Below are 14738 nucleotides of genomic sequence, written 5' to 3' on the forward strand. Positions count from 1 at the left end.
CACTAAGTATAAAGAACAGCGACCGCTTGCGTAATGGTAATTCTATTAAGTATTCTTATTAGAAACTAACGGTAAAAAAGACGGTAAGGTGGTACATTTTTAATAGAATAACTCTAAAAATTGTGCTATCATCCTGACGATATAGATCATGAGAGTGAGTGATGAACGGATGCGAAAGAAGGAATGGACGATTTTTGCGGTGATAATAATGTTAGCGCTTTCACTTTATGGTGTTTTTCTGATGCTCGATATGCGTGCCATTCATGGACAGATAGAAGATGAGAAAATAAGAGAAAGTTTAGGTGAACGGCCTTATATCATTATGATTGGCGAAGTAGAAGACCATGCGTATTGGAACCTGGTGAGAGATGGTGGTAAGGCTTATGCCGAGGCACATCATATGTATCTCCATTACATGGGACCAGAGAACCCAAATCCTAATGACCAACGTGATTTATTGCGTCAAGCCATTGATATTAAGCCGGATGGATTAATTGTTCAAGGGATATCAGATACGTTTATCCCCCTCATTAATGAAGCGATAGCCCGAGGTATTCCCGTTGTGACAGTCGATAGTGATCAACCTGATAGTAACAGACTCAGTTATGTTGGAACAGATAATTATGCGATGGGACAAGCGATGGCGCGTGATGTGCTCAGTCACGTCGAGACAATTAAAGCAGGTGTTATAACTGGAAGTGAAACGAATGATCATCATCAATTACGACTGGCTGGAATTGAATCGGTTTTAAATGAGTCAGCCCAAGCGGATATTCTTTCCGTTGCGGTATCAAATATTAAACGCGTCAACGCAAGAGAAAAAACCTACCAGATGTTAAGAGACTATCCTGAAATCAATGTGTTAGTAGGTGTCAGTGCCCTCGATGTGATTGGTATGACAGAAGCAATGGATGTGTTAGGACGAGAAGATATTTATGTCGTTGGCTTTGATACATTAAAAGAAAATTTAGAACTGTTAGCTAACGGCCGCGTCGATACACTGGTAAGTCAACAACCTTATGAAATGGGCATGAGAAGTATGGATGTTATTCGTACCATTCTTGACGGTCATGACGTACCTGAGATGATTCATACGGAAAGTCGGTTAGTAAGGGACGTGACGCAATGAAAAAATTAAGCGTGAAACGACAATTACTGCTGTATTTTGTGATTACCTTATCATTCGCCTTAGGTGTTATCTATATTCAGTACCGTTCCTATCAATACAGTACCAAGTTACAACAAGACCAAACAGAAAAGACAAATGATTTAAACACCATTAATCAACAGACGCAAACCATTCTTCAACAACTGGAACAATATGTGGAAGAACCTGTAGAAGATAATCACGAACCACTCGCAACCAATCTCGACGCTTTTGAAGTCTATATTGGTCAGTTTAATCAAAGAGCTAGAGATGCGATTGATGTCATTCCTTTACGCCAATACGTCTCTAATATGATTCGTCTTACAAGACAAACCATTATTCACGTCGACCAAGCCCCAGTAGATATCTATAACCAAACCTTTCGCGAGGTCGAACAACGCGTGCAGTACATAGAAGAAGAAATTTTTCGCTTATTAGATAAAACAATCACCCAGCATCAAACATTAGCTGAGTTAGAGGCAAGACGTTTAGAGAAATTTAATACCCTTGTCTTAACTTTAGTGTTATTGGGGATTGTTGTGACCTTGTTTGTGGCTTTAAATGTCAGTCGAAGAATCACTGTCCCACTTGATGCTTTAACGACATCCGCTGAAGCTTTAGCCGAGGGAGATTATTATATTAATGATGTCGATGGTTGTCATACGAAGGAGCTATCTGTCCTTGCGGACAGCTTTAATTTAATGCGCTACAATATCACAGAAGCGATGCGTGAGATGAAAGAAAAAGCGCTTATGCGAGAATTGTTAAGGGAGATGAAGCTTAAATCACTTCAAAATCAGATTCAACCCCATTTTCTTTTCAATACGCTTAATGTGATATCTCGAACGGCATACTTAGAAGAGGCAAAAGAAACCGATCAATTAATCCATGCCTTATCAGGATTATTACGCCATAATATCGGTGAGCTTGATCACCTCACAACGATTGAAGCTGAAGTCGCATCGGTGAGAAAATATTTTCAAATTCAAGCGGCAAGGTTTGGTCAGCGGTTTAGTTTTCAAACATTCATTGATGAGAACTGTCTTGATAGCAACATTCCGCCTCTCACCTTACAGCCGCTTGTTGAGAATGCGTTTATTCATGGTATTGAGCCACTCGATGAACAAGGCGTGATTATCGTGAAAGTCTCGAGAGAGAAAAAGACGATGGTAATTGAAGTCATTGATAACGGCATTGGTATGGATCAAGTTAAAGTCAAACGATTACTTGATACAACTCAACCAATCGTTGATACAAAAGGTCACTCAACAGGCCTTGGTATGACGAACGTAAAAGAAAGGTTACGTCATTACTATAGCGACATGCGTTTTGATATTCAGTCCAAGCTGAATCAAGGCACACATATTAAGATTATCTTACCTATGACACGAATGGAAGGTGATAAACGATGACACACGCTATCTTACTCGTCGATGATGAAGCAATTGAACGTCAAGTTATTGAACAAATGTTAAAGAATCATTTGTCAACGAAACAGGCCATCCGCTTTCTCCATGCGAATAATGGTCAAGAAGCGATTCATATTTGTTTAGAACAACCCGTTGACTTAATCTTCATGGATATTAATATGCCAAAGGTTGACGGTCTTGAAGCTGTGAAAAAGATAAAACAAACAGACAACGAAGTCGACATTATCATGGTCAGTGCGTATGATACGTTTTCGTATGCGAAACAAGCGATTGATTACGGGGTTCATGCTTATTTATTAAAACCGGCCCCTGAAGAAGAGGTCATCAGCGTCTATCATAAAGTCATGGAAAAGCGTAAATCAACCGATCATCAAAAACAACAGCTCCAACAAATGAGGGACCGGTCACAATTAGTGGAAGGTTTAATTGGGGGAGAAAGCGAGACGTTTAAAACCATTGCTATTGCGCTTGTCAGTGCTGAATATAACGAAGAAGTCCTCTTTGAAAAAGCTCAGAATGAGCGACTCATTGTTGGCCCAACGTTTGGTGCGCACATTCCAGTTGCGGTTACCGGTGTAGAAAAAACGCTGGATGCGCTGAAGATTTTAAAAGAGACTTTGTTAACGGACCCGGTCATACGTTTTAGTTTAGGACGTGTTGTTAAGGGTGAAAACTTAAGACAAAGTTATGAAGAAGCTTTACTTAGTTACTATGATTTAATCGACCGTGAGGATATTAGCTACAGCACGTATCAATTAGGTTTTACGCCTAAGTTAAAAGCACTTGATACGTATCAACAAGACGTGATTCATCAATTTGAGAAAGGTGAGGTCCCGTCTTTAAAACGCGCGATTGATCAATATTTTTATCAGCTCAAACAAACGACTCAGCATCAATTAACAAAGATGCGGCGGTATAGTGATGTTCTATTAGGCCAATTAGTTAACTTTGGCTTGATTGATTCTACTTTATCCATTCAACAACAGCTTGATTTAGTCACAAGTAAAGAAGTGTTTCATACGTTAATCACAGACTTTTTAGTGAAAAATAGCCAAGCGTTAAAAGTGAAGCATGAGATGGCCTCACCTGTTGAGCAAGCCGTTCGCTATGTTGATGACCACTTTACTGATCCGAATCTGACACTTGAACAATTGGCAGAGATTGTCGGTTTAAGTGTGTATCACCTAAGTAAAGCTTTTAAACAAAAGAATCACCTGTCTTTTGTCGACTATGTGCGAGAAAAAAGATTGACGTATGCGAAACAATTACTAAGAAAAAATGAGTTGCCTCTCAAAGCGATTGCTTATGAATCTGGTTTTAGTGATCCTAATTACTTTAGTCGACTATTTAAAAAAACAGAAGGGATGCCGCCATCAAAATTCGTTTCAACTCATACGTAAAGGTAACAAAAGATAACCTGAGTCAACCAACTCTATTGGTTGGCTTTTTATATTGTCTTATTTTAATTTAATAGGTCAATTTGTAAGCGTTACCACAAATTTGTCTAGTGCATCGCAAAAATGTGCAGAAAGAACATTGTGAAAACGCTTTATTTGGATGTTAAAGTGAAACTATCTTAAGAAAACACCTTAAGACAACACTTATTGAAACGGAGGAATGATGTATGAAAAAGTTAGGAATATTAGTGGTTGCAATCTTTAGTCTATTCGTTATGACAGCTTGTGGGGACTCCGGAAGTGGCGGAGACGATGAAACGAAGACTGTCGGTATTGCCATGCCAACACAATCGTCTGAACGCTGGGTTGATGATGGTGATAATATGGTTGCCATGTTCGAAGAACTAGGCTATGAAACAGACTTACAGTATGCTGAGGATGTTGTAGAGAATCAATTATCACAAATTGAAAATATGATCACCCGTGGGGTTGATATTCTTGTCATTGCATCAATCGATGGTGAAGCCTTAACAGATGTGCTTGACCAAGCAGAGAATTTAGATATTCCGGTTATTTCTTATGACCGTTTAATTATGAATCATGATCATGTGAGCTACTATGCCACATTTGATAATTTTGGCGTAGGTGTCATCCAAGGGGAATACATTGAAGAAAACTTAGGATTAGCTGATGGTGAAGGGCCATTTAATATTGAGCTTTTTGGCGGTTCACCAGATGACAACAATGCTTACTTCTTCTGGGACGGAGCGATGTCGATCTTACAACCGTATATTGACAATGGTCAACTCGTGGTAAGAAGTGGTCAAACAGACTTTGAACAAGCGGCAACTTTGCGTTGGAGTGGAGCTGAAGCTCAGGAGCGGATGGATAATATCTTAAGTGCTCATTATTCAGATGAAACATTAGATGTTGTTTATTCACCGTTTGATGGGATTAGCTTAGGAGTTATTTCCTCGCTACAAGCGGTTGGTTATGGTTCGGAGAACCGTCCGTTACCAATCGTGACCGGTCAAGATGCTGAGCGGTCATCTGTACGTTCGATTATCGCTGGTGAACAAACACAAACCGTCTTTAAAGATACACGCGCGCTCGCAGAACAAGCGGTCAATATGGCGGATAGTGTTTTAAATGGTGAAGAACCCGAGGTCAACGATACCGAAACGTATGACAATAATGTCAAAATCGTGCCATCATACCTATTAAATCCTGTATCAGTTGATATTGATAACTATCAAGAAGTACTGATTGATTCAGGTTATTACGATGAAGACGAACTGTAAGTGATTCACGTATAAGAGAGGCAGTCAATAACTAAACGATAACTAGGCGCGAGTATATATTCGCGCCTAATAATAAAGGGGTGCTAACCTTGAGTAACATCATTCTTGAAATGAACAATATAACGAAAGAATTTCCGGGTGTTAAAGCACTGGATCGTGTGAATTTCAAAGTAGAAAAAGGCCAGATTCATGCGCTTGTCGGTGAAAATGGTGCTGGGAAATCTACTTTGATGAAAGTCTTAAGTGGTGTTCACCCATATGGTACATATGATGGGGATATCGTGTTTGAAGGTGAGACGTGTCGATTTGAAGAGATTAATCAAAGTGAAGCGAAGGGGATTGTGATTATTCATCAAGAACTGGCACTTATACCAGAACTATCTGTTGCTGAGAATGTCTTCTTAGGTAATGAACGCGCCAAAAAAGGTATCATTAACTGGGGAGAAACGACGGCTGAAACTGAAAAATTAATCAAGAAAGTCGGCATGCGGGCGAATAGTACGGAATTAATCCAAAATATTGGTGTCGGTCAACAACAATTGGTTGAGATAGCGAAAGCTCTCTCCAAGCGTGTGAAACTGCTTATTTTAGATGAACCAACCGCCGCCTTAAATGAAGCAGAAAGTGAAAACTTACTTCGATTGTTATTAGAATTTAAAAAAGAAGGCTTAACCTCAATTTTAATCTCACACAAATTAAAAGAAGTACTAAAAGTCTCTGATCACGTGACTGTGTTGCGTGACGGTCAAACGATTGAAACCTTAGTCAATGATGATACGTTAAAAGAAGACCGAATTATTAGTAGTATGGTTGGGCGCAGTTTAGCCAACCTTTTCCCTGAACGTCATGCAACTATCGGAGACATTCAATTAGAAGTCAAAGATTGGACTGTTGAGCATGCCCATCTGCCTGGCAAAAAAATTGCCAACAACGTCAACTTCCACGTAAAAAAAGGTGAAGTGCTAGGGATTGCGGGTCTCATGGGAGCCGGTCGAACAGAGTTGATGATGAGTATTTTTGGTCAAAGTTATGGGAAAGTCAAATCAGGTCAAGTATTAAAAAATAATCACGTGATTGATGTCTCAACAGTAGACAAGGCAATAAAGCAGGGGCTTTCTTATGTATCAGAAGACCGTAAAGAATACGGGTTAATTTTAGATGATACGATTAAAAAGAACGTCACGCTCGCGAATTTAACAACGTTAGCTAAAGGGATGACGATTGATGAAGGTAAAGAGGTCAACGTCGTGGAAGATTACCGAAATAAATTAAAAATTAAAGCGCCGAGTATCGAACAAAACGTCGTGAATTTAAGTGGTGGTAATCAACAAAAAGTCGTCTTAGGTAAGTGGATGTTTACAAATCCTGATATCTTGATTTTAGATGAGCCAACGCGAGGCATTGACGTTGGTGCTAAAAATGAAATCTATAAAATTATGAACACACTAGCTGAAGAAGGTAAAAGTATCATTGTGATTTCTTCAGAATTACCAGAACTTCTCGGGACGTGTGATCGTATTTACACATTAAATAACGGTCATATTACCGGAGACTTTATGGTAGATGAAGCCGATCAAGAAAAGCTAATGACATATATGACAGCTGATGGGAGTGGTAAAAAATGAACAACTTTAAGCAATTAATCACAAATAATATCCGTAAATTCGGCATGATTGTTGCCCTAGTAGGGATTGTCGTTATTTTTCAAATACTCACGCAGGGATTTTACTCACCCCACTAAATATTACGAATATCATTATGCAAAATAGCTATGTGATCATTTTAGCTATCGGAATGGTGCTTGTGATTATTACCGGTGAAATCGACTTATCTGTTGGCTCAGTTGCTGCCTTCGTTGGGGCGATTGCGGGAACGCTGATGATTACATGGGAACTACCGGTGATTCCATCTATTATTATTTCACTGCTTGTTGGTGCGGTGATTGGCGCATGGCAAGGCTTTTGGGTTGCTTATGTCAAAGTACCAGCCTTTATTGTGACCTTAGCCGGTATGCTGTTGTTTAGAGGCTTAACGATGGTTGTTTTAAATGGGCGCACATTAGCGCCATTTCCAAGTAACTTCCGCATCATGAGTTCTGAATTTATGCCAGACCTTCTAAATGGTGGTAGTTATAATATGATGGCTATTATTATTGGTGTCTTTGCAATCATTGTTTATGTCTATAGTGAGTTTAGAGCAAGAAAAATAAAAGCAGCCTTTAATCAAACGGAATTATCATACCCGTTATTTTTAACGAAAGTGATTCTTATTTCAGTACTGATTGGATTATTTACGGAAAGACTAGCGGTCTATGCGGGTATTCCTTATATTCTTATGATTCTTGTTGCATTGATTGCCAGCTATACGTTCTTTATGTCGAAGACGATTCCAGGACGCCATGTGTATGCCGTCGGTGGGAATGAAAAAGCAGCGCGATTATCCGGTGTGAAATCACAAAAAATCAAGTTTTGGATTTATGTCAACATGGGTGTTCTCGCCGCATTAGCTGGTTTAGTTTTCTCAGGCGTTTAAATGCCGCTACGCCTCAAGCGGGTAACTTATTTGAATTAGATGCCATTGCTGCGACTGTTATTGGTGGGGCATCACTTACGGGTGGTGTTGGTACAGCCATTGGTGCGCTTATTGGTGCTTTAATTATGGGTGTCTTGAATAATGGGATGTCACTGCTTGGGGTTGGGATTGACTGGCAACAAGCAATCAAAGGGCTCGTCTTACTCGGAGCTGTAGCCTTTGATATTATCAATAAGAAACGTAATGGTTAAGATGATCATTTAAGTTAACATCGCTATTACGTTCATATATAACCAATGCTACATTGGTGAAAATCTTTAGAACGTTACAGACCGTTCTTTTGAAAGGAAGGAGGAATTAGAATTTTATAATAACCCTATTCATATAAAGTAATGGATGTTTAATACCACACCTATTTCTGTTACTTTATAATTCTCTCGACAGGGACTTACCGAAAGGTAAGTCTTTTGTTGTGAGAAAGATATCGTAGTTTTTTCTTTCAAATAAAAAATAGAGCAATACATTCTGCATCATAAAAGACGCGAACTTTATTTGGAGAGGCGAGCGTGCTAGTCTGTATGACAGAGCCAGATGTTTTCATCATCTGGTTGCTGGGCTCAATCGCATGTGAGCAGAGCGACAGTCAAGTGACAATAAGATAGCAGTGTTAATATAAGAATTTAAAATACTAAGAAGCGATAGTCCGAGTTGTGCTCCTTAAAAAAAGTTGTACAGTTTTGTGTTGACATACCACAAATATCGAAAATATATATTGTTCTGCAATATATAGCGCTCTACATGACTCAACATTATTTTACAGTAGTATTGATAAGGTTATTGGGATTCATAAAGTTCCTATCATCCTTGATATTACAAGTTATCTTCTTGTAAATTGTCAAGTAAAAATTAAAAAAACTTGACAAAATAATAAAATAGAAATATTCTAAAGTTAGTTAAGGTGGTGAGAAGTGATGAGTTACGCAACAATGATAAAGGAAACAATCAGTAAATATGCTGAACTTGACATTATTGATGCGCACCAAATTTATATAAGTAAATGTAAGGATGTACCGGAGCAAACGTATTATAAAACAATCTCTCGGATGACAGAAAGTGGCGAGATAGCAAGGTTGACAAAAGGTATTTATTGCAAACCTAAAACCGGAAGGTTTGGCCGACGCATTTCATCAGAAAAACATATTCTAGAGCATTATCTTGGGAAAGATGGTAAGAATGGCGTGATCGTTGGTTATCGCATGTATAATAAGTACAAATTGACAACACAGATTTCTAATAGTATTGACGTTTATTCAAATGTAAGTGAACAAGTAAAAAAGAAAGTATTAGACGTTACAATAAAAAAGGTGAATATAAGGTTTGACACTGCTTCGATTAAAATGATTGAATTACTAGATTTTCTTGAGAATGTTAACAAGATAGAAGAATTTAATAAGCGTCATGCTATTCGATTTATTGAAGATGCTGTGGCATTATATAATGATCAATTACTTGAAAAACTCTTGATAGCCATTGGTTATAAAAAGAGTACGCTTGCTTCTTTAAAGAATGTTTTAGATTATTATAAAATTAACCATTCCATTGGAAAGTATTTAAATGGCCTGTCTAAATATAATTCGATGAGAATGGAGGACTTATATGAATTTACACCATAATGAAGAAATCTTTGAAGAACTTATTCAATTAACTGCGAAACAATATAATCTTCCTTCAAATGCAGTAAGAAAAGACTATTTTATAACACGGATTCTCAGTCATTTACAAAACAGCCCTTATGTCAATCAAGTTGTTTTCAAAGGGGGAACATCATTAAGTAAATGTTATCCAGGATCGATAGAACGATTTTCTGAGGATATTGATTTAACTTATATCCCTGAAGATGACATGTCAAATAAGCAGGTAAGCAAACAACTAAAAGCCATCGAAAGGGTACTTGTGGAAAGTGGAAATGTAGAAAAAATAGGTGCAGAACGAAATGATAGAAACAAATCAAGCTATGTTTGGTTCACTGATGAACACAAAGAGATCGAGAGAATAAAACTAGAAATAGGTTCCAGTGTAAGACCACACCCGTACAGCATAAGGCAACTTCAATCGTATATCCAGGATTTTTTGGAGCATATGGATGAAAGTGAAGCTATTGAGGAATTTCAGTTAGAAAAGCTTCGGATAAATGTGTTGAGTATTGAAAGAACATTTGTAGATAAAATATTGTCTGTTAAGAGACATGCCATGTGTGGAACGCTTCATGAAAAAGTTAGACATATTTATGATGTCGTTAAACTTAGCGAAATGAAAGAGGTTAAAAGCTTTCTAGAGGATAAAGAAAATCTAAAGAATATTATTCAAATCACAAAACAAAACCGATGCTATCTATTTAGAAAAAAGAAACACCGCCAAAGGGTATAATCCAGAAGACGATTATGATTTTATAACTTGGAAAGTAAAACTTTCAAATGATATAAAAGCGAGCTATGAAGATTTACACAACACATTACTCTATACAAATCAGAAACAAGATTGGTCTAAAGTAGAAAGGGTATTTGCACATATAAATCAAACCTTATTAGAAATCGGAGAATGAATTATTTTTTAGAAAATGTTCACTTATAGACATAAAAACAGCTAAACCTTTTTGAACTCTGGTTTAGCTGTTTTTGTTTTAGTGATCAATTAATTGAACACCAGCAGTGTTGATCTTTTCTGCCGTTGCCTCTTCCACAACATGATCCGTAATAATCGTATCAATCTCTTCTAACGTCGCAAACGATGAAATAGAGTTCGTATTAAACTTAGAATGGTCAAGTAAGGCCACGACATGTTTCGCTCTTTGGACCATGTTTTTCTTTAACTCTGTCTCATAAAAGTTAAAGTCCGTTAAGCCACTCTCACAAGAGAAGCCACTTGAGGAAGTAAACAGTAAGTCAATGTTATTTAACATATCCATCGCTTGAATACCGACAGAACCTTCTAAGGCCATGGAACCAGGTCTTAATATCCCGCCAATTAAAATCACATTAAAGTACGGGTTTTCTTTTAATTCAATCGCACTCGACATCCCGTTTGTCATAATCGTTAGTTTCATATTTAAGTTTTTCATTTCCTTCGCTAGCTCTAACGCCGTTGTACTGGCATCAAGTAAAATACAGCTCTTATCTTCAATGAGTGAGAGGGCGCGCTTAGCATGATTTGCTTTTCTTTTAAGTTCGTTTCTGACCGCTTCTTAAAGCTCCCTGTCGGTGTCGTTGGTTCTTTCATAATGGCCCCGCCATGTGTTCGCGTCAGTAAACCTTCCTTTTCCATTTCTTTTAAATCCGTTCGCAGCGTCACTTCAGATACATCAAGTTCTTCGGATAGTTGTTTCACCGTGACCCGCTTTCTTTCAAGAATAAGGTCATGTATATGTTCGCGTCGTTCTTTCGTAAATCGTTTTGTCATTTTGTCACCTCTTAAGTGTAGACCTTACGGTCCACGTTTGTTTATGTTTTATGTTAACGTACGTTTTAGTTTAGTCAGAATCATTTATCTTCAGTTAAGGTTGTTTGAATACCAACAGTGTGTGTGACCCCTATTATACCATTGATTGCCTCTTCATGTGAAAGTAATCCATCCATTGTGATGGTTTCATTTTAACATATATAAGGATAAAAACGAAAATGAACGAGTAATTTCACAAGTTAACGAAAATAAAAGAAAAATATATTTACATAAACGAAAGATAATGATATATTAAAATCATAAAACGAAATCAAACGAAAGAAGGTAATGATAAATGAAGGTAGCTATCGCAAGTGACTATCAAAGCTTTTTTATGAAACGTGAAATGAATCGTTATTTACGCCCAACAGCGCATCATATAAGTAATCTAGGTGGTATGACACAAGACGGGACAACAATTGAACAATCATTAGTAGAAATGACAGAAGTACTTCAAAGTGGGAATGTCGACAGAGGTATTCTCATGACGACATCAAATGAAGACGTGTCATTTAACCAACCTGGGATTCACGCGGTTCGTTGTTTAGATGCCGCTGAGGCACAAGCTGCGGTGAATAATGATGGGGCCAATCTATTAATTATTGCGACGGACAAAATGGACAAACAAACAATGGTTAAAACAATCCTTGCTTTCTTAGAAGTAACTGATTTTGAAACAGACGGTAACCACTCATCGACAAGCACGCTTTTTAGCGAGCGAAATGTAGACACAGCTGATCTAACAGGTGAGAACCTGTGTTAAAATCTCTTGCGTTAGAACTCCTTCAAATTAGTGAACAAGCCGCCATCGCAAGTTTCCCTTTTATCGGTAGTGGCGATAAAAATGGTGCCGACGGTGCGGCAACAACGGTGATGCGTGACGGTTTAAATGTTTTACCCATCGATGCGAAAGTGGTGATTGGTGAAGGGGAATTAGACGAAGCACCCATGTTACACATCAATGAATTATTAGGTCGTGGTGGTATTCCTGTTGACATTGCGGTGGATCCGATTGAAGGGACGGTACTTACGGTCAATAACCAAAGCAATGCGTTAACGACGTTAGCGCTCGCCCCGCGGGGAACGTTACTTCATGCGCCGGATATGTATATGGAGAAGTTAGCGGTTGGTCCAAAAGGAAAAGAAGCGGTTGATATTAACTTATCGATTGAGACAAACCTTCACAATCTAAGTATCGCGCTAAATAAAGATGTCAGAGAATTAAATGTCGCGATTCAAAACCGACCACGACATGAATCACTCATTCACCGGGTACGGATGTGTGGGGCAAAGGTACAACTCTTTGATGAGGGAGACGTGACTTATGCGATCGCAACCGCGATGGAACATACCGGCATTGATCTTTTTATCGGCACAGGAGGCGCACCAGAAGGCGTCGTCGCTGCTGTTGGACTAAAATGTCTCGGTGGTAACATGCAAGGGAAACTCAAACCAATCTCGGATGACCAAGTGAACCGTTGTCTGATGATGGGCATCACTGATGTAGACACGACACTCGAACATGACGACTTAGTGAGTGGTGATGACTGTATCTTTGTCGGTACCGGTATTACCGATAGTATCATCATGCGAGGGGTGAAATTAGATAAAGAAGCTGTCTATCAGACAGAATCATTATTACTCTCAAGCTATGATCAACATAGTCGGATCATTCAAGCGAGTTACGCCAAAGGTGCCGTTCATTCGCTGTCATTAACGTCATCATAAACCTGATTGTCTTTCATTTGAATGAAATCATTGATATATAAAGTGAATAATGAAAAAGCTGATCGTTCTCATCATGAGAGTGATCAGCTTTTTTGGTTTTCTCGATTGTTGCGACCGTTTTTTACTTCAAGCAGATAAATGTTTAATGAATAGGTGTGCAAATGAGTTGACTTACGTTTAAGAAGATTTATAATTGACTTATCAATAGTTGACTTATCATATATGGAGGTGCATGCGATGAACCACAATCACACCGAGTTGTTTTTTCTGTTAAAACAAGTCGATTTACAGTTGACCCAGCTATTCGATGACAAGCTTGATATTAGTTTAACCCGCTATGAAATCATGCGTCTACTTCATCATGAAGAAGCTGTCACACAAACCTACTTACAGCGTAAACTAATGATTAACCAAGCGGCCATTACGCGGCATGTGAAAGTGCTTGAAACAAAAGAACTTCTTAAACGCGTGCGTAATCCAGATAATAACCGTGAAGTACTCGTCACAGTGACCTCTAAAGGAAAAGACTTACTTGACCAGTGTGAATTAAGTAAAGTCACGATGATGCATCAACTGTTTGAAAACTATACCGATGAAGACATTGATTTCGTGATTAACTTCTTAAATTCATTAAAAAGTGCATCACGTCATATGCTTGATCAAGAGGAGGAACAAATATGACTCACCCATTTGTAAACAATGATTTTTATGATATTTTAGATAACCGCCGCTCCATTCGCGTCTATGACGAAGACGTCAAGATACCGAAGGAAGAAATGGACGCAATGATTAAAGAAGCGGCGAAAGCGCCGTCATCAGTCAATATGCAGCCGTGGCGGATGGTTGTGGTTGAAAGTGCTGAAGGAAAAGATACGCTTAGACCACTGATTCGCTTTAACACAAAACAAAACGATACCTCAAGTGCGATGCTTTTGATTTTTGGTGACTTAGAGTGCTATAAGTACGGTGAGATGATTTATGACCAAGCCGTCAGTGAAAGGAAAATGCCTGAAGAAGTTCGTGACCAACAACTTCAAACCATTGTCCCACTTTATGAGAGCTTACCGACAAACGTTATGAGTGATATAGTCAAAATTGACTCAAGTCTGTTTGCGATGCAACTCATGTTAGTGGCGCGTGCGTATGGTTATGATACGAACCCGATCGGTGGATTTGAAGCTGACCAACTCGCAGAAGCTTTTAACCTCGATCCAAAACGTTACGTTCCTGTTATGATTCTCTCCATTGGTAAGGCTAAAGAAACAGGTTATGAGTCAGTGCGACTGGCACCTGAGGTGATTTCAGAGTGGAAGTAATCTGCGGATAAACAGCCTGATTTAAATATATAGAATACGATGATAAAAACTCTAACAACGTGAGAGCGAAGGCTTCAACGGGGTTAGGGTTTTTTGTTGATCAAAATGAGAGAAAAGGTACACTGATTCGTGTGTGTTTTGGTTATGTGGTTATCAATCTTGATTGGTTATGTTCGACGAACATAATATATTCATATAAATCGAATAATATTCTGAATGTATCTGGACGCTCTCCTTTGGTACGATGTCTGTTAGATAAGTTAAAACAAACAAGGTAGGTGAAATTTAAAAATGTAAACGCTTAACTTAATCTAACTTATCTGACGACAAGTTTTATTGGATAAAGACTACCCTCAATGTTCCGGGTAGAAAATCTAAAGGAGGTTTATATG

At 38.4% G+C, this 14738-nt stretch carries 13 protein-coding genes and 1 pseudogene; 12 read left to right on the plus strand and 2 right to left on the minus strand.

Features of this window, described 5'->3' with window-relative positions; all coding sequences use genetic code 11:
* Positions 1–148: 148 nt before the first annotated feature.
* From JCM19043_RS04715 to JCM19043_RS04750, 8 genes and pseudogenes are all read left to right on the plus strand, one after another.
* Entirely contained in the window at positions 149–1129 is a 981-nt protein-coding gene (locus JCM19043_RS04715; protein ID WP_082394417.1) for a substrate-binding domain-containing protein, read from the plus strand.
* A complete protein-coding gene (locus JCM19043_RS04720; RefSeq protein WP_062320445.1) occupies positions 1126–2559 on the plus strand; it encodes a sensor histidine kinase in 1434 nt (477 codons plus the stop codon). The genes JCM19043_RS04715 and JCM19043_RS04720 overlap by 4 nt, the downstream gene beginning before the upstream one ends.
* On the plus strand, positions 2556–3977 hold the full coding sequence (locus JCM19043_RS04725; RefSeq protein ID WP_062320447.1) for a response regulator: 1422 nt from the start codon (positions 2556–2558) through the stop codon (positions 3975–3977). Before JCM19043_RS04720 ends, JCM19043_RS04725 begins: the two co-directional genes overlap by 4 nt.
* Positions 3978–4201: 224 nt before the next feature.
* Positions 4202–5275, plus strand: a complete 1074-nt coding sequence (gene chvE / locus JCM19043_RS04730) for a multiple monosaccharide ABC transporter substrate-binding protein (protein WP_062320449.1) — start codon at positions 4202–4204, stop codon at positions 5273–5275.
* 89 nt (positions 5276–5364) lie between these two features.
* Positions 5365–6900 (plus strand): multiple monosaccharide ABC transporter ATP-binding protein, encoded by a 1536-nt coding sequence (gene mmsA, locus JCM19043_RS04735; RefSeq protein WP_062320451.1) that lies wholly within the window; start codon positions 5365–5367, stop codon positions 6898–6900.
* Positions 6897–8058: pseudogene (mmsB, locus tag JCM19043_RS04740) on the plus strand (multiple monosaccharide ABC transporter permease). Before mmsA ends, mmsB begins: the two are co-directional and overlap by 4 nt.
* A gap of 720 nt (positions 8059–8778) precedes the next feature.
* Positions 8779–9480, plus strand: coding sequence for a type IV toxin-antitoxin system AbiEi family antitoxin domain-containing protein (locus JCM19043_RS04745; protein ID WP_062320453.1), 702 nt, complete (start codon positions 8779–8781; stop codon positions 9478–9480).
* Entirely contained in the window at positions 9464–10234 is a 771-nt protein-coding gene (locus tag JCM19043_RS04750) for a nucleotidyl transferase AbiEii/AbiGii toxin family protein (RefSeq protein ID WP_062320455.1), read from the plus strand. Before JCM19043_RS04745 ends, JCM19043_RS04750 begins: the two co-directional genes overlap by 17 nt.
* Positions 10235–10487: 253 nt before the next feature.
* On the opposite strand, the gene JCM19043_RS17315 is transcribed toward JCM19043_RS04750, so the two are convergent.
* A complete protein-coding gene (locus JCM19043_RS17315) occupies positions 10488–10988 on the minus strand; it encodes a DeoR/GlpR family DNA-binding transcription regulator (RefSeq protein WP_369813763.1) in 501 nt (166 codons plus the stop codon).
* Positions 10940–11263 carry a DeoR family transcriptional regulator gene (locus JCM19043_RS17320; protein ID WP_231631397.1) on the minus strand — a complete coding sequence of 108 codons (324 nt, stop codon included), beginning with the start codon at positions 11261–11263 and terminating at the stop codon, positions 10940–10942. Before JCM19043_RS17320 ends, JCM19043_RS17315 begins: the two co-directional genes overlap by 49 nt.
* A 334-nt stretch (positions 11264–11597) precedes the next feature.
* Here JCM19043_RS17320 and JCM19043_RS04760 point away from each other — a divergent pair, with 334 nt between their 5' ends.
* The 4 genes from JCM19043_RS04760 (at position 11598) to JCM19043_RS04775 (ending at position 14346) form a co-directional block, all read left to right on the plus strand.
* On the plus strand, positions 11598–12065 hold the full coding sequence (locus JCM19043_RS04760; protein WP_062320457.1) for an RpiB/LacA/LacB family sugar-phosphate isomerase: 468 nt from the start codon (positions 11598–11600) through the stop codon (positions 12063–12065).
* On the plus strand, positions 12059–13030 hold the full coding sequence (gene glpX, locus JCM19043_RS04765) for a class II fructose-bisphosphatase (protein WP_062320459.1): 972 nt from the start codon (positions 12059–12061) through the stop codon (positions 13028–13030). Before JCM19043_RS04760 ends, glpX begins: the two co-directional genes overlap by 7 nt.
* A gap of 237 nt (positions 13031–13267) precedes the next feature.
* Positions 13268–13711, plus strand: a complete 444-nt coding sequence (locus JCM19043_RS04770) for a MarR family transcriptional regulator (RefSeq protein ID WP_062320460.1) — start codon at positions 13268–13270, stop codon at positions 13709–13711.
* Complete coding sequence (locus JCM19043_RS04775; protein WP_062320461.1) at positions 13708–14346, plus strand: nitroreductase family protein; 639 nt, start codon at positions 13708–13710, stop codon at positions 14344–14346. The genes JCM19043_RS04770 and JCM19043_RS04775 overlap by 4 nt, the downstream gene beginning before the upstream one ends.
* Positions 14347–14738: the final 392 nt, after the last annotated feature.

Origin of the sequence: Halolactibacillus sp. JCM 19043 (assembly GCF_001310395.1) — a bacterium.
Lineage (GTDB): Bacteria > Bacillota > Bacilli > Bacillales > Amphibacillaceae > Halolactibacillus > Halolactibacillus miurensis.